The following is a 17,246-nucleotide window of genomic DNA, read 5'->3' on the forward strand; positions in this document are numbered from 1 at the left end:
GGGCGATCTCGCCTCGCTGCGCCACGCCGTAGACCAGTTCGAGATCGAGCTCGGGCTACGCCCCGATAACCACCGGCAGTGAGATGAGGAAACGGGCGCCGCCGAGCGTCGACTTCTCCGGCATCAACCGGACGGTCCCGCCGAGCGACTCGATCCAGAACCGCGCGCACTCCAGCCCGCCGCCACTGCCCGTGTGTTCGGTCGAATCGGGAATGCCGTTGCTCTCCAACGCCTCGTACACGTGCTTCGGCACGCCGGCCCCACTGTCCGCGATCTCGATCAATGCCGTTCGCGTGGCCGAGTCAACCGACAGCGTAATGGTCACCGTCCCCGAGCCGCCGGCACTCATAGCGGCCCGCGCTGCACGGACACCGTTGCCGATGATGTTCTCCAACGCCAGCCGCAGCCCCATCACCCGGCCCACACAGGTCGCCTCAGCATCGAAGTGGAAAAGCACATCGACTGCCCGGTCGTACGCCTCCATCTTCCGCCACACAAACTCACACTCGACTCTGAGATCGATGCGCTGATTCGGGTCCATCCACTGCGCCATCGATCGGCGCACCTTCCGGTTGGCGGACACGTTGGCGCGATCGTCGGCTGGCCCTGGATCGTGCTGACCCGCCCACACGTGCACGGTGTCCTCCAGAACCCTGAGGTACAACGCGTCGTGGCTGCGCTTCTCGACGCTGCGGTCGTACTGCTCGACCAGCCGGGACACAGGAGCCTGCACAACAACTTCCGGGAGGCGTCGTAGCGCGCGGACGACACCGCACCCGCACGACGTGAGATCCATGCCGTCCGGTGACCAGTGCGGCAGGTAGCGCAGCTCCTTCAAGCGTGCCAACGTCTCCTCCACGTTGACGATGCTGTCGACCGCGGCCTCACAGCCCGCCTCGCCGAGCAACGTGAGGAGGAACTCCCGAAGACTCTGCTCGTCCGCTGGTTCGTACACAGCGATGGCGGCGAGCATCGCGAACTGCTCGTCGCTGAGATCGGCGCGCACGGCATCCGCCAACACCTGGTCGAAATCGGCCGCCCCGCGCTCCGCCGCGAGGTCGAACTCCCTCGATGGCACCATTCGCCTGATGATGGCGAGCAAGGCGGGTACGTGCCGGCCGGTCACCTCAAGCAGCGCGTCGAGCTGTGCCGACTTCAACGAGTGTCCCAACAGGTACAACAGCCACCACGAGTGTGCGCGCAGGAGTTGCGGATGGTCGGTGCTGAGGCTGTCCGCGAGCACTGCTCCGACACCTCGTTGCGTACAGATGGTGCGCAGCAACGAGATCAACCGTGCCTCACGGCCTCGCGGCTTCCCTTCGTCGTCCACGACAAGCAGCCCGAGCACTGCGGCGACGTCCACGACCGTCTGCGCCCTGTTCCCGTTGTCCACGACGTCAAGAGATAGGCGGAACGCGGCGTCACCCAGCTCAGGCCCCACCGCGAACCGGACCGGTTCCCGCCCGGTGAACGCCAGCCGCGGCAGCTTCGGGTCGTCGGGCAACACCAACCGGGTGTAGAGCACGCCGTCCTCTTCTTCCAGCGGAGGCTCGACGTCCACGTCGGCGACAAGCCGCTGCAACGCCACCACGTACGCAGCGATCGCCGCATGCGAACCGGTGGGCAGGTCGATGATCGCCGCGATCATCGCCTGTCCTGCCGCGTCATCGGGCAGGTAGCGCCGAACCAGCGGTTGACCGGCCCCGGACGCGCTCAGCCACTGGCAGATGCGCACCAATTCAACCGTGCGAAACGGCCAGGGCTGCTCCGACACGGACACGGGGAGCTGAACGTGGCCGTCAGGCTCCTTCAGCGTCTCCTCCGCCAACCGGTACTCGCCTGCTGCGACGAGGTCCAGGAGGTAACCGGCGAGCTCGTCGGGGAGTTCCCGCCGGTGCCTCTCAATCCGGTCGAGCAGACTCTGTTCCTTGTCGCGCTCTGCGGCTGCCAGGGCGGACGTCGCCTCGTTGAGCGGTGCCTCCACGCTCACGCGGCGGGAGCCCACCTGCACGCGGCCGAATACCTCGGAAGGCAGCTCGAGTCCCGCGCGGTCCGCGTGCGCCATCAGCAGATGTCGCTTCGCCGAAAGTTCTTCATCGGCCTCGCTACGAGCATCCGCGACGTACTCCCGGCACCGCTCCGCCTGCTCCGCGGACACGACTGCGAGATCTTCCAGCTCATCCACGGCCTTCTCTGCCACGGCGTACTCACCCATGTCGGTGAGCCTGCGCACGGCAGCTTCCGGTGACCACGCGCGAGCCAGGTCCTCGGCCGCGACGCGTGCCACCGTGCGCGCCGGCAACTCGTCGGCATCGAGCAGCGTGGTGACCAATTCGGGAAACCGCCACGACGGCAGGCCAACGGTCGCATGGGGCAGATAGTCAGACATCGGCTTCACCTCGAATTGCGTTCGTCAGCTTCTCGAGCGCCCACACGCCAGGCTCGTAGCGCGGCTCGGCGGGCAGGGATTCCCTCAACTGCCTCGCGTGCTCCGCGATGGCGTCGATCTCGGCAAGCTCGTTCCCGGTGATGACGCGGTCGGTGATCGGGCCCAGCGCACGCAGTTCGTTCGTGGCGCGCCTGACTGCTCTCAACACCGCAGAGCTCTTGATCAGCATCGACTTGCGGCGGTTGTCTGTGAGCAACGGCTGCTTGGCGGCGTGGGTGGCGTCGTCGAGCCAGTGCCCCTCATTTGTTCCGTTGTCGACCATCCAAGTTTCGAGACGCGCCGCGTCCTTCTGCTCCACGACATCGCGCAGCACCGCGAGAGATCCGGCATCACCGACGAGATACTCCTTCGTTGCGCAGCCATTGACGCAATTCGGGTCGTACCGTTCGAACGCGGCCAACGGCGTCCGCACGCGATCCCAGATCTCGTCGGAGACCGTCGCTGTACGTGCGATGGCCGCACGGGAACGCAACGCCTGGACCGGCAACTGGCCGCGCGTGGTGACATGTGCGACGGCAGCCCCAGCGAACGCCTGCACGCAGTCGTCAGTGACGAACTCGGCGAGCAGTTCAATAGGCTCGATCAGGTCGCCGCTGCCGTTCAGCAGAAGATCCGCGCTCGCATACGCGCACAGCGCGTGGTAGTCCTCTTCCGACGCCGACGCGATGAGTTTGGGCAGGGACGGCGCACCGAACGCCGTTGCCGCGGCGCTGAGCAGCACGGAGACCGGCGCACCGTCGTCTGGAAGTGCAAGCCGCACGGCGTAAGCACTTCGCCAGTCGTGTCCGGCCCACAACGAACCGAACAGCAGCCGGCCCCAGTGCAGATGATCAGCGCCGTCCTGTTCGGTGAACGAGTACATCGTGGCGTTCAAGCGAATGAGCTCGTCGTCGGTGGCTCCGCATTCAGCGAGCACGTCGGCGACGTCGAAAGGACTGGGCAGCGGACGGCAGGCCGCGACGATCTCCTTGGGATCGAAGGAAGATCCGGTCCTACGCAGCGCTACGAGCACCCGCGCGGCCGCGATGTCCACCTGGCCACGCGCGACATCCCTTTGCGCGGCAACGGTTCTTCGCACACTTCCGGACCAGCCCGCCCATTGGTCTCCCAGCATCGGCTGGGAGACGTCTTCGACCAGCACCGAAGAGAGGACACGCAGGCTGATCTCGCTGCGCTGCTTCCTGCGGCCGGCGCCGGACCTACCCTCGAAGGAGAGGAAGTTGTAACTGCCGACCACCACTTCGTCATCGATGACGAGAACCTTCGCGTGACTCTGCTCGTCGTGCACGACTAGCAGGCTGCCCACACCGTCACGGACCGGCGCACCCGCGAGAGCGCGTAACTTCTGCAGGCACTCGTCGTCGTCACTTTGCCGGTGGGTTCTCCGGTACACGAGCGCGACGTTTACACCGCGCTGCAAGCATTGCCGGATCCGCTCTACGAAACCATCGTTGACCACAGCCGCAGAGAACTGGTCAGAAGAGATCAACACTCTGCTGCGCGCCGCTCCCAGCCCATCCCAGAGCAAGTAGCTGTGCAAGTGATCCCGCACCACGCCGACCACAGCTCCCAATTCGGAGACCGAGTCAGCGAGAGAGGCGCCGAACGTAGCCCACGAGCGCGACCACAGCACCACCGACGTCGAACCCTCGGGTGCGGTCTCCAGCTCATCTGCGAACTCCGGACGCAGCGGCACCACGTGCGGCAATACCCGTGATCTGTTACCAAAGACGTAGCGATCCCGAATGATCGCGGACGCATGGTCGTAGTTGGGCGAGGTCTGGTGCGCCCATTCAAGCAGTTCGTCGAGCACCGGCGCCGGGGTGTCATCCGCAGCGCGCACGACCAGGCCCACCTCCGCGTGCTCCCCCTGGCTGGCGAAGTTCTTACTTGTCACCAACGCCTGTCTGTCATCGACGAGGACGACCTTTGCGTGCACATGGGCAGGCTGAGCGCGGTCGTAGCGCACTGCACCAGTGCCGCCCGATGCGAGGCGAACCCTCTCGACATCGTGAAGGGCGTCGACCACACGGGTCTCAAGGGGCCCCTCGTCGCGGTCAATTCCCCAGAGAACGGTCACCTCGACGCCGCGTCGCACCGCGCGTTTCAGAGCATCAACGTAGTTCTCGACACCACCGCGATACTTCAGCCACGGCACGGATATTACGACCTGCTTGGCCGCAGCGTCGATCAGGTCAACGATCGCCCGGCGGTGTTCCTCGGATGTGCGAACGACAGTGACCGACATCTGCCGATCAGCCATGTCGTGAACGCGCGCCACTAGGTTGTCGGCTCGTGAGGCGGTTCGGTCGTGATCGCGTCTGCGGTTCGCAGGTGCGGCGAGTACGAGCGGGCTGGCCGCGGCGACAAAGCCTGCCATGTCCTGGTGGATGTCGTCCCGCCGATCGGCGACCTGGTCGGCCACGCCACGCAGCGCCCGTACGAAGCCGCTCTCCGACTCGGTCTCCACAAGCAACTGCAGACGGCTCTCCGCTTGGAGCTGCAGGTGTGCGGGCAGCGACTTGTCCACCACTCGCACTACGAGCCTGCCGCCGTCCACACCCGCCTGCACGCTCAGCGGAGCGAACTTGGTGAACGACGCCTTCGTCAGATCCTTGGGGGCGAGGTACGCCTGCAGCACCTGCATGTCCCCGTCGAGCCCGGTGTCCTTGCGGCGTTCGAGACTGCGGTTCAATGCGGCCGCGAGTGCGTCCGGCTCGACGCTCGCTGCGGTCCAGTCCTGGTGCGAACGGGTGACGACGAGGTTCGCCCTTCCCGGTGCGAACCGCCCCGCGGTCATCGGCAGCACCCGCCCAGTCAGGGTGTCGAGCAGGACGTCCTCGGTGTCGGGTATCGACAGTGCCGCGTCGACGGCCTGTCCCTCTGGCAACTTCGCGAGCTCTTCCGCCGCCAGCGGCGACAGCCGGATCGTCTCCGCTCCGAAATCGTCGAACTCGAAGAAGACCCGCTGCGTGCGCCACAGGTCTCCGAGCAGATCCACCATCAACCGTGGGGTGAGCCCGAAGAGATCCGCGAGCCCCTGCATCGTGGTGACGCCGGCATCGACCGCCTTAAGCACCAAGGTTTCGAGCACCGAAGTGCGCGACCTCGGGCCGAGCTGGAGCCGCACGGTGAGCACCTCGCACTCCACGTACACGTCGATCACCTTCACGACGGCAACACCTCACTCATCGCGACAACCTGACCGAACTCCCGCACCGCCGCCACCGCTGCCTCCCACTCCGGAATGCCGCAGCGCTCGTACTTCGAGATCCGGCCCACCACCACCAGCAGGTCCTGAGCCCGGCTGAGCATCACGTTCGCCCGCGCCGGATCGGCGACGTGGCCGAGGCCTCCGTTGGCATCTCCCGAATCGCGATCGCGGACCAGGGAGGCAATTACGATGCGCGCCTCACGTCCCTGGAAGGAGTCCACCGTCCACACCTCATCGGCGTGCTCGGCCAGACGCATCTGGATGCGCTCGACCTGCTTGCGGTACGGCGTGATCACCGCGAGCACCTTGCCCTTCGTGTCCGCGGCGAGGTGCTCAAGCGAGGGCTCGAAGGAGCGCACTGCGGCGGACACGAGCTCAGCCTCAACATCGTTGAACCAGAAGCCCGTCGCCTTCTGCGTGACGCCGGTGTCGATCCAGACCAGCGACCGTCCGCGTGCCCAGCTTGGCCGCACCAGGCCGTGATCGCGATCCGAGCGCACTGTCTTCAGACCGCCGAGCTTCAGCGACGAGTAGAAACCGCGGCTAACGACATCCGCGATCGGCTTGCGCATGCGGCGCTGCTCGGTCAGCTCTAACCGCGGCGCTCCGTCTCTCACCTCGGCGAACATCTGCCCGAAAGTGGCGAAGATCTGCCTGTACCGATCGCGCATCTCCCACCATCCCGCCACTTCCTCGTCCGGGTCGTCGCGGCAGTTGTCAAGGAACGCCATCACGTCGCTCAGTGCGAACGCACCGATCTGCGCCTGGTCGCCGACCAGCGTCCACCTGGTCCCGCGCACCAACGGCAACGCGAGCTCGGTGGGCCATGCCTTCGCCGCCTCCTCGATCACAACCCAGTCAAACGGCTCGTTCGAGCCGTGATCCACCAACCGTGTCCTAGTGGACGCGCCCGTGGTGGCGAAGATTAGGTTCGCGCCGCGACGCACCCGCGTCTGCAGCTCCGGTCCGGAGGTGGCGACGGCGCGCAGCCACATCTCCTGGATCTTCGTGATGGCGGGGTTGTCGTAGCGCCGTGCACCTCGTCCGTCCAATTTGCTCTTGATCTCGCGTTCGAGCCGCGGCACCACTCGGCCGGGCATGAACTCGGTCACGGGAGCCTTGACGTTGCCTGCGGTGAAATCGCTGGCGAGGCGAACCGCGAGCCAGTTCGCCCTGGTCGGATTGCCGGCCTCGTCCACCGCACCGATCTTGGTCAGGATGCGGGCGGCCAGGTTGTCCAACGCGTCGTGCGACTGCGCCGAAACAAGCACGCGGGCCTGGTCGTCCTTCGAGAGGTATTCGGCGACTGCCTGGGAGGTGACCTCAGTCTTGCCGGTTCCGGGGGGACCCTGGACTGCGAACATCGACTGGTGCTCGAGCATGGCGCGCATGGCTTCGAGCCCCTCGCCCTCCAGCTTCCCTCCCGCAGTGTCTTGCCACTTCAGCGCCCCGCGCACACCGGTCGGCCGGACCAGTGCCTGGAGCAGCACCACATTGTTCTCGAGTTCGTCCACGGCGCTCGACTGAGCCAGCAGGTTTCCCCGCCCCGCCCGATCGTTGGCCATGCGCAACCAGCCTCGCTCGGGAAGGTCCGCGAACCGGGCCGCCTCCAGTGTGGCGGTCTCCCTGCCGTGGACCTCCACCAACCGATACCGGCCCACGACATCTCCGGGCACCCCACCCTTGTCCGCCAGCACTTCGATCTCCGGGGAGGCCGAGTCCTTCGCGACTTCTTCCGCGAGGAAGTCGGCCATTCCGAAGCGCAGCCGCTCATCACCGACGATCTTCTTGTGCATCGAGGACTGCCGTGACGCCCGGTCCGCGTCGCGCGAGCGGTCCCAGCGCACCGCCACCGTCCGGCCAGCAGGTAGTCCCTCCCGCACGTACGCGTACTCCCTGGCGAACAACTGAGCACCTTGGTAGTCGATGAACCAGCGCAACGCGTCCAGGTACTCCCGCTGCTCCCGCGTCTTGCTCTGCCCCTGCTCGGTCGACGTCAGCAGCGCGGGCCAACTCGGCCGGTCCGATGAACGCCGTTCCAGCTCGACAGGGCTCGCCAGGTGGTCCACCGCCTCGACCCGATGCACGTTCCTGCCGAGACCGTTCAGCCGCAACGAGCGCAGATCCTTCGGCACACGTGCGTTCTCGATCACGTACTTGATGACCTTGATGTTGTCGAAGTACTGCTTGCGACCGAATCTGATGCGGTAGAGTGTCTCGGCGAACCACACGAAGTTGTGTCCGAACAGGACGGTCTGCGCTCGCTGCCGGTCCTCTGTCCTGCCGATCCTGATGTACGGCACCGCACCTTCTGCGGAGTGGCAGACCGTCGCGCCACGGAGGTCGTTCTCGATCAGATCGACCAGTTGCTTGTGACCCTCGTCGGTCATCGCAGACTCGGACAGCCGCCCCCATTTGAACAACGTGCGGTCGCTGTCCTCCCGCATGTACGCCACGAGGTAGGGCTGACTGCTACTCGTCTCCGGCGCGTACCGGCCAGCGATCGTGTCATAGTTCCGGCTTAGCGCTGTCATGACCTCCGACATCGACGGCCTGGACCGGGGATCGGGCTGCAACATCTCCCCCAGCAACTCTGACAACGCCGCAGGCAGCTCGCCCGAGGTGGTCACCCGATGCCGCAGCTCCTTCTGGAACTCACGCAACTCCTGCCCGAGCTCGGGCACTTCCCCCACCAGATCCGGTCCGAGCAGCCACTCTGCGGCGACAACACCGAGGCTGAAGACGTCACCCGCGAAATCACCCGCACCGGTGTTGCCTGGAGCGGCCAGCAGGAAGTCGACCCGCTCCGGCGGCGCGTACGCCAGAAAGCGGGGATCCTGACGCAGGTAGAGCGGGCGGACCCGACCGGCGCCCTCGCGGTCGAGTTGGCTGCCGCGCAGCAGGTTCGAGACCATCGAGCTCATCTCGAACCGAGCCAGCAGCACCCGGACCTCGTCGCCGCTCTCCTCGTACTCCAGGGTGCCAGGCCAGAGGTTTCGGTGAGCGATTCTGGAGTCGTGCAGAACCGCGAGGCCATCGGCGAGCTTCCACAACGTGCGCACCGCTTGCGCGGGACGTTCGTGGAAGTAGGTGGCCATCGCCTTCGAGTCCTCGTCGTTCATGAGGACCCTGGTCCTGATGAAACCGGCGCCTGCAGTGTCCGAACCGCCACATCCCTCTAGGTCCTCCGGAGGGACGTACCCGCCGCCCTCAAGCACCGGCAGACTGGGGTGGCCGAGACCACCGATGCGTTGCAGGACACGGAGTTCCTGCTCCCACAGGTGCCCGCCGACCTCGCCGAGCCCGAGGTACACGGTGAGGGCAACATCGTGGTGGTTGCGGTCTAGAAGGGAGTACCGGTAGATCTTTCCTTCGACGACTTCCTTGCCGTCCAACCGTTCGAGTTCTCCGCTCAGCGGGACGAACTGATCACCACCGTACGTCTCGGTGGTGAGCACTGTCCGCGCCACCCGATCTGCCTGAACAATGCTCACGGGTGTCTCCTCGCTCAGCAGAAATGGGCACGCCGAATCACCGGAAAATCGCACATAGAACGACTGCGCGGATGTGCCATCAGCGGCATTGCATCATCCGATCCCTACACTCGTGACGTTCCGTTGTCGCGACCATCGCTGATACCGCTGACTTCGTTTCCTGATTCCGGCACCACGGGGTCGCGTTCACCTGTTCGTCGCAATGAGGCTGCCGCTCGGGTGTCCACAATCGGCAGAGATCCACATGTTCTGCGTTGTTCGCGTCGCCGTGACGGAACAACAGGTTCCTCACCTCTCGCGGCGAGCCGAACATGGTCAACCGACGGCCGGCCAGATTGTCGGCGGCCACGGGCTGAGCTTCTGACCGTCGCCATGTCACCCGAAGGCGGCGACAGCTTGGATCACGTCACAACCGTGCGTATTCACCAAGTACCGTGCCGCAGATGTCGAACGTCCAGTTGCCCGCCTGGCTGGCGGTGGTACTTGCCATGCTCGCTCTCGGTGCACCTTCCGCCGCAGCGTGGGTCCAGGGTCTGGTGGTGTCGAACCGCGAGGACACCCGCTGGGAACGAGAGCGGAAGCTACAAGACGAACGCTGGCATCGGGAACAGCAGCGCGAGCAGGCGTTGAAGCTCTTCGAGGAGCGCAAGACCGCCTACGCCCACGTCATCACGGCTTCGTCCTCGTGCATGTACTACCTGTCGTACCTCCGGCACCTAATAGCGACGAACGAAGTTGCCCAGAGGGACTCGAAGAAGATCGACCGGTTGATGATGTCGGTTTACGACGCAGCCGCAGTAGTGGAGTTGGTGGGCGACGCCCATGTGGAGTCGGCGTCCACAAAAGCGATCATGGCGCTCACCGACTATCTCGGTGTACTTGAAGAATGTGCTGAGCGAGGGCAACTCACCGAAGAGTCAGAACGGCTGTTCATCGAGAGCAGTGCGACCTTCCAAGAGCTTCGGAAGGCTGCGCAGCGCGACATCAAGTCACTTCTCCCGTTCGTGCCCGCAGAGCAGCCTGCGAAAAGGGCGGCAGTAGCAGACTAGGGCGCGCAGCAGCGACGCCACCTCCCTCACCTCACTACGGCTCTGAGATGTTCCCTCACGCCCAGTGCGGTCCCAGCACGAGTAAGGCTTGGTCTATGCGAGCATCGGCCAGCGCTGCCATGCCGACACACCCTTGAGCCCAAGGCGTTCGGCGTCCTCTCGATCACCACCCTCAGGCCAGTTCCCGACTGAGGGCCTCGGGACCTCGGAGGTGCCGACCGCAGCCGCCGAAACGATCTGCCAACGAAGCCTGTCCGTCGCGCCTTCTGCCAGCTCATCCGACTGTCCGCCGCGAGGTCGTGGTCTGTGCCGCGGTGTTGAACGACGCAGTCACCCGGTGCCCCGCGTTGACGTGTGGCCCGATCGCACCGCAGAAACGCTGCGATGTCGGTCAAGCCACGCACAATGTGTTAGGGAACGTATTGCTTGAGCAGTCCGGCGAACTCCTCCAAGGTCGCCAGGTTGGCGGTGCTGAGTGGCTGTGGCCGGAAGTGGGCGATCTCGTTGCGGATCATGCGCACTCGGTCCAGGCGGTGCACGAACTGGTCGCGGGGCACCCCGGTCCAACCGATCCGCTTCCAGTTGGCCTCGTTGTCGACGAGGTACTTGTACTCGCCGAAGGTCAGGTCGACGATCTTCCCAGTCTTCTTCCTCTTCTGGACGGCTTTGACGACCTCCTCGTCCAGGATGGCCAGGCATTTGCGCAGCCGCGCTTCGATGTCGCCCACGAGGAAGAACGGCCTGGCCATGGTCTCGAAGTGGTCACTGACGTCCGCGGAGGTGACTATGCCGCAGAACTTCCCGTCGCTGGCCCGCACCAGCACGTACCCGTGCTTGGTGATGGTGGGCAGGTGAGCGAGCAACTGGTGGTTGACTTCGGCCGACACCGGGTCGGGCGCCATCGCACTGGTCAGCGTCGGCTGCTTTCCCGTCTCCAGGTTGACGGCGATGCTGCTCCAGGTAAGCACTCCACGCAGGTCTGCAGTGCCGTTGATGACCGGCAGCTGCGAGTAGTTCCGAACCCGCATCAACATGGTGGCCGCTGCCAGATCGGTGTCCGATGACACTGACTCCACTCCGTTGCGGGCGCTCGGCAGATCGCCTATCTGAAGTGCGCGGTGCGGCATCGCCGACGTGGACAACTCCTCCTCGTCCTCCTCGTCTTCCGTCGCCACCGCAGTCGGTTTGGCTTTGACGAGGTGGAGTGCAGAGGTGCCGGCGCATGTGGTGAAGGACGGGATGGTGCTCACCTCCGCCTCTGCAAGGCACGCGCTAATCCGCGCCACGTTGTCGTGATTGCGCACCCGGACGCCGAACAGGACCAGGAACTCGGCTGCCGAGATCGTGTTTCCCACCATCTTCACCAACACCGCCGGCTCGACGGCCCTGAACCCGTCGCTCATGCCGTCTCGCCCGATCGGCGAATGACCGGCTTACCCATCGTGGCCTCCACCAAGGCCAGGAGGCGCTCGAAGCGATCCGCGTAGAACGCGGCGAAGTCATCGCTCCTGAGGGCGATGGGATCGACCAAGTGGGTGGTGAGGATATCGTCGAACCACTCGTCGGGCGTCCCGGTCTCCCGCGCCAGCACACCCACATAGGTCGACGGTGTCCCTGTCATTCGACGACTTGCGAGATGCGACATAGGCGTCTTGTTCACGATCGAATCGGCGCGCGCCTTGGGGTGACCGTTTCTCGTTACCCAGGTCGCTGGGAATACCTGACGGATTGCCACGCTCTTGTCGATGACGAACGAGCCAGTCATCTGCTGGTCCTCGGGGTGCCCCCAGTCCACCGCGCCCTGCTTGATGATCAGCGCTTGCAGTCCCTTGTAGGCGGCGCTGTTGCGGGTGGTGACGGTGTTGAGCCGCTCGGCGAGGAATGCTGCTTCCACGACGGTGTCCGGTTCGGAGGGATCGCCGTTCACCCATGCCACGAGTTGCTCGACATCCCTGGTGAAGCGGCTTTCGACCGATCCGCCGTACATCTCGCCGAGCACTCCGCACCAGAACCACCGGGTGATCCGTTCCACGGCGTCGGGCTCGTCGGCCCCGTCTCCGAGAAGTGTCCTGACCGCTGCCAGTGGCACCAGCTGCGTCCGGTAGGGCAAGTCCCTGATCGTGAAGATCGCCTGGGAATCGAGGAACCCGCCCACCCAGGCGAAGGCCTCCGCCACGGCAGGCTCAAGCCGACGGAATTCCGCGAGCGGGAGTGCGAGCAGGTCGCGTCGCTTGCAGGCGATCGAGTTCGCCTTCCCCGCCCGCTTGCGCTCGAAGGAGAGCACGAGGCTCACAGCTTGGAGGAAGTCGACGTTGGTCAGCCCTTCGTCACGACCGCTCTCCACCTGACCGAGCACCGGGTACTGGCTGACGAGTTTCTCCTTGGTACCACGCCAGACCTCGGGAAGGCCGTATTCCGTGCCGTACTCCTCAGCGTGCTTGCGATCACCCGCGTATGTGGCGGTGAGCAGTTCGAAGACATTGAGCGCGACGCCACCGGTGTTGACGCGCTCGAACACAGAACAGACCGCTTCGTTCGGTGTGGTGGAGTCGAGACGGATCATCGGGATCAGGCACCCGTGGATGTTGTTGAGGACACGGGTGTCGAATGCCGCCCATCGCTCCCAGTTCTCGTCCGCCAGGCGCACGAACGACTTCTGCCACGCACTGACCGCGTCGTTGTCGAAGACGAGGTGGAGCGGGAAGTAGCCCGCCTGGCACTCGTTCTCCCTCGTACTCAGGTCGAGCCGCACCTGACGCGCGAAGTCCTGCCGCAGCACCCGATCAGCCGGCATCGAGACAACCGCGTCGTCCCGATCCGCCTCCGGATCGATGGCCTTGTCGATGTCGAGGTAGTACCAACGCTCAACTTTGCGGTCGCGCGCGTCCACCGTGGCCACGGGTCGTTCCAGGTACAGGGCTTGGACCAGCGACGTCAGCCGTTGTTGGCCGTCCAGCAGCAGGAGGTCGGGGACGACGCCGGGATCGGACTCGACACCGGCGAGCGTGCGGGCACGGAACTGGGCGGCGCCCCCTGTCTCCAGGGTCATGACGACACCGAGCGGGTAGTCCAATGTCACCGTCGCGATGAGCGCCCTGATGCGCTCGTCGTCCCATTTCCATTCGCGTTGGAAATCCGGTAACTGGATCTTGGCTGCGGCGATGTTCTTGAGCAGTTCACGCAGCTTGGGACTGTCGAGTGCCACGAGCGGCTCTTCCTCTTACTCCGGCGACATGTCACGTGCGGTGTGCATGTCGTTGCCGAAGTCGAGAAGGTTACCCGACAACGTCGCTCTGGGCGTGGTGTTTGACAGATCGGACGAGAATGTGACGGACCGAATCATGTGGCTGTGGTTGACCAGATCAACGGGTCATGTGAGTGTCGGAATCCGGATGCTGATCGTCGCCTGGCCGCTGTAGTCGTGCAAACGAACGGTGAGCTGGATGGACTCGAACAGACGACGAAGCAACGGCACCGGTGCGCGCACGAGGCAGTCACGAAGCCCCGCCAGACGCTCCACGAGCACCGCAGCATCCTGCCCCTGCAAGAATTCCTGGCTGCCAGTGGACTCAAAACTCGCGATCTCGGCTGCTGCGACGGCCTTCTGGGACTCCAGATCGTTGTAGCTGGTGCGCAGTGCCGTCGTGAAAGGATCATCGGACGCGCAGCTGCGAGCTTGATGAAGGAGGTTCTGCTGCTGCCGTTCGAGTGTGGCGAGCCGACGACGCCACCACTTCTGCTGCGTCACGACGCCGCCCGAGGTGTTCTGATCACTATCCCCGCTGGTGGCCTGCAGGATCGTGACGAGTTCAGGGACGAATACCTGCTCGGCAAGCAACGACGCGGCCGCTCGCAAGATCGCCTCCTCCCGGATGTACACCGCTTCGACTCCCGGCGGGTGCAGGCCCGTCCGCCCTCGATTGTTGTTGCGAGGCCAGCACATGTAGTAGACGAGACTGCGTCGCTGGTTGCCGAACATCCGCCGTCCGCAGCTGCAGAACACCATGCCTCGCAACGCATAGGAGCGCTTGGTCTGCGGATGAGAGCTGGGGGAGCTGCCTGACCGTGAGCCGCGGAGAGACTTGCTGGATGAAGTGATCTCGTCAAACATCCACTTTGGAATGAGCGGCTCGTGCGCGGGTTCGTGTGACCACACCCAGTGGGTCGGAGGGTTGACCTTTCCGCGCTTGGAACGCGAAGCGCGCCGGTTGAACACCTGGAACCCGGTGTACTTTGGGTTGCGCAGCACCTCGAAGATGCTGGACTTGCTCCACATACCGCGAGCACGAACCTTGCCTGGAGGCTCCGGAGGTGGATATGTGGTCAGGTCCGCGTTGAGCCGTTCGGCGATGGCCCCGTAGCCAAGCCCCTCGTAGTACCGCCACGACGCGATCTGGGTGACTGTCGCCGCCCGCACGCCGTCCGGCTCGAGCCTGGTCTTGGTGAGACCTTTGTCCGCCTTCGCCGGGTTGGGATGGCGATACGTCTTGCCCGTGTAGCCGTACGGCGGCTTGCCGATGTTCCAGCCCTCACGGACATGCGTACACAACCCGCCCCAGGACAGCTCCAAGGTGTTGAGCACCTCGTACTCGGCCACCGCCTGGTTGATCCGACGCTGCAGAATCTGTTGGGCCCTGCTGCCGTCGAGCTTGATCGGCTCGTTCCACGCGAACAGCGGCACGCCGCCCTTGTCCAGCACACGTTCGACAGACAGGCCCTCGTACATGCGCCGCGCCACACGCGAGGTGGACTCGCAGATCACTACATCGAAGCGCCTGCCGGACTGCTGTGCCTCGTCAAGGAGATCGGCTATGCCGCCGTCGCGCGCGATTGGGATATCGAACCTGTCGTAGCCGGTGCCGTGTCCTCGCTGGTCGAGTTCCATGCGGCCGGACTCGACGTCGTAGAAGTGGCAGACGATCACCCACGCGGCCGGTACAGCCCCACGGCAGCGTTCAAGCTGCCGGATCAGCGACTGCCGCGGATCTTGCCGTTCATGCGTGGACGTCCTACCCAACCACGCGACTCGAACTTCACCGAGTAACAAGGAAGTCGGCATCCCGAACGGCGACACCGCAAGGTCCGACAAACCAATCGACTCAGCACCGGCTGACACCGAACCTCCTTGACTCGACAGGACTCCTGGCATCAGCACGGCAGAGCCGTTCGGTGTGTCGGCTGAGCCGAGCGGCGTTGTCATGTCCGCCGATCCGTGGCCTTGTCGATGGGTGGCTCTTGTCCTTGTCCTGCCCAATGGAGCAGCTCGCGTATGACTGCGGTCAGTTCCAGACGCCGGCGCTCACCGTCGACACCGCCGATCCGACTGACCTGGCTGGCAAAGTGGTACCGGCCACCGTTGCGGGCGCCCTCCCACTCGTAAGACCAGCTCTTCCCACAGTTCTCGGCACCAACGCGGTCTTCGTGGCCACAGCCAGTCGCGCCGTCGGCGTAGATCAACTCCAGCTGTGGGTCTAAATACTCATCCATATGCATCCGGTCGGTGGGGTTGCCCCGTTTTGACGGACAGGGTCGATGAGGTGTGATCACGCTACCTGATCGACCGGGCGGTATCGGGTGGCTTCGTAGGTGGCGGGGCTGAGGTAGCCGAGGCTGGAGTGCCGTCGGCGGGTGTCGTACCAACCTTCGACATATTCGAAGATTGCCTTGTGCGCCTTGGCTTTCGTGGGCCAGGCCTGCCGGTCGAGCAACTCGGTCTTGATGGTGGCGAAGAACGACTCGGCGACCGCGTTGTCCCAGCATTGGCCCTTGCGGCCAACGGAAAGCCGCACCCCGGCGTCCGCGGCAGCGCGGGCGTACTGACCAGAGGTGTATTGACAGCCTCTGTCGGAGTGGAAGATCACTCCTGGCTCGGGGCGGCGCTGGGTGACGACGTTGCGCAGAGCCTGCTCGACCAGGTCGGTGCGCAGGTGATCGGCGGTGGCCCAGCCGACGACTCGCCGTGAGCCGAGGTCGATCACGGTCGCGAGGTAGAGCCAGCCTTCCCAGGTGTTGATGTAGGTGATGTCGCCGCACCATCTGCTGTTGATATCCCTTGCGTCGCAAGAGAAATCCCGCCTGATCAGGTCGGCCGGGGTGGTCGCGTCCGGGTCCGGGATCGTGGTGGTGCGCCAGCGTTTCGGCGCCCGTCCGGCTCGGCCGGCCTGGCGCAGGAGCCGGGCGACACGTTTGCGTGAGTGCCGGTGTCCCTGGTCCGCGAGTTCGGCGTGGATGCGCGGTGCCCCGTAGGTACCGTTCGACTCGTCGTGCACCTCGATGATCTTCTCGGTCAGCGCGGCGTCGACGCGGGCGCGGGCGGACGGGCCGGTGGCGCGGTGGGTGTAGTAGGCGGCACGGGAGACCTGGAGCAACTCGCAGGCACGCTTGACGTTGCCGCTGCTGGCGTTCTCCGCCTCGATGAACGGATACACGTTCACCGGGTCTCCTTCGCGAAGAAAGCCGTGGCCCGCTTGAGGATCTCCACGTCCTCACGCAGCCGCCGGTTCTCCCGCCGCAGCGCTGCCAGCTCGGCCTTCTCATCGCTGCTCAGCCCGCCGTCGTCGCGGGTCCCGGGCGTCACGCTCGGCCTGCCTGACCCACTCACGCACGGCGGTCTCGGTCAGGTCGAAATCCTTCGCGACCTGGGCGATCGAGCGGTCACCACGCTGGCACTGCTCGACGATCTCCGCCTTGAACTCCGGGGTGAACGCACGACGAGGACGCCGGGGCTTGTTCGAGCCCGTGGTCTTCATAAGGACATCCTTCCAGGGGCAGAACCCCTGATCTCAGATGTCCGTCAAAACGGGTCAGGCCCACGGTCCCTGCTCGCAACTTCACCGGATGTCAACAGATCTAATGGATCCCTGACGCGCAGCGAAACTGACAAAGCGCATTCTCAACGATCTTCTCGCGAGCATCGGCCGGTCGTTGAAGAGCACCGCCTGCCGCCTGCTCGCAGATGACCGCCACCCGAGCCAAGGCTGGGCGTGACAGCCGGGCGAGAAGCTACCGCAGGAATCTCCGCCCGCCGACGTGCGCAACAC

10 protein-coding genes are annotated in these 17,246 nt (G+C 64.9%); 1 reads left to right on the top strand and 9 read right to left on the bottom strand.

The window, feature by feature from the left end:
- Positions 1-55 precede the first annotated feature (55 nt).
- From ACWGE0_RS31405 to ACWGE0_RS31415, 3 genes are read right to left on the bottom strand one after another with little or no spacing between them, the layout of a single operon-like run.
- Positions 56-2,389 carry an ATP-binding protein gene (locus ACWGE0_RS31405; RefSeq protein ID WP_452264526.1) on the bottom strand — a complete coding sequence of 778 codons (2,334 nt, stop codon included), beginning with the start codon at positions 2,387-2,389 and terminating at the stop codon, positions 56-58.
- Positions 2,382-5,621, bottom strand: a complete 3,240-nt coding sequence (locus tag ACWGE0_RS31410; RefSeq protein WP_452264527.1) for a phospholipase D-like domain-containing protein — start codon at positions 5,619-5,621, stop codon at positions 2,382-2,384. The genes ACWGE0_RS31405 and ACWGE0_RS31410 overlap by 8 nt, the downstream gene beginning before the upstream one ends.
- A complete protein-coding gene (locus tag ACWGE0_RS31415) occupies positions 5,618-9,157 on the bottom strand; it encodes an AAA domain-containing protein (RefSeq protein ID WP_452264528.1) in 3,540 nt (1,179 codons plus the stop codon). The genes ACWGE0_RS31410 and ACWGE0_RS31415 overlap by 4 nt, the downstream gene beginning before the upstream one ends.
- Before the next feature lie 443 nt (positions 9,158-9,600).
- Here ACWGE0_RS31415 and ACWGE0_RS31420 point away from each other — a divergent pair, with 443 nt between their 5' ends.
- Entirely contained in the window at positions 9,601-10,206 is a 606-nt protein-coding gene (locus tag ACWGE0_RS31420; protein ID WP_452264529.1) for a hypothetical protein, read from the top strand.
- A gap of 410 nt (positions 10,207-10,616) precedes the next feature.
- On the opposite strand, the gene ACWGE0_RS31425 is transcribed toward ACWGE0_RS31420, so the two are convergent.
- The 6 genes from ACWGE0_RS31425 to ACWGE0_RS31450 form a co-directional block, all read right to left on the bottom strand.
- Complete coding sequence (locus ACWGE0_RS31425; protein WP_452264530.1) at positions 10,617-11,609, bottom strand: CBS domain-containing protein; 993 nt, start codon at positions 11,607-11,609, stop codon at positions 10,617-10,619.
- Entirely contained in the window at positions 11,606-13,411 is a 1,806-nt protein-coding gene (locus ACWGE0_RS31430) for a GmrSD restriction endonuclease domain-containing protein (protein WP_452264531.1), read from the bottom strand. Before ACWGE0_RS31430 ends, ACWGE0_RS31425 begins: the two co-directional genes overlap by 4 nt.
- A 165-nt stretch (positions 13,412-13,576) precedes the next feature.
- Positions 13,577-15,322, bottom strand: a complete 1,746-nt coding sequence (locus ACWGE0_RS31435) for a recombinase family protein (RefSeq protein WP_452264532.1) — start codon at positions 15,320-15,322, stop codon at positions 13,577-13,579.
- Between the two features lie 427 nt (positions 15,323-15,749).
- Positions 15,750-16,640 (bottom strand): IS3 family transposase, encoded by an 891-nt coding sequence (locus tag ACWGE0_RS31440; RefSeq protein ID WP_452264533.1) that lies wholly within the window; start codon positions 16,638-16,640, stop codon positions 15,750-15,752.
- The gene (locus ACWGE0_RS31445; RefSeq protein WP_452264534.1) at positions 16,637-16,783 is read right to left on the bottom strand and encodes a hypothetical protein; all 147 of its coding nucleotides are present in this window, start codon (positions 16,781-16,783) and stop codon (positions 16,637-16,639) included. Before ACWGE0_RS31445 ends, ACWGE0_RS31440 begins: the two co-directional genes overlap by 4 nt.
- Positions 16,740-16,955 carry a transposase gene (locus ACWGE0_RS31450; RefSeq protein ID WP_452264535.1) on the bottom strand — a complete coding sequence of 72 codons (216 nt, stop codon included), beginning with the start codon at positions 16,953-16,955 and terminating at the stop codon, positions 16,740-16,742. Before ACWGE0_RS31450 ends, ACWGE0_RS31445 begins: the two co-directional genes overlap by 44 nt.
- Between the last annotated feature and the right edge of the window lie 291 nt (positions 16,956-17,246).

The sequence above is a fragment of the Lentzea sp. NPDC054927 genome (genome assembly GCF_053610285.1).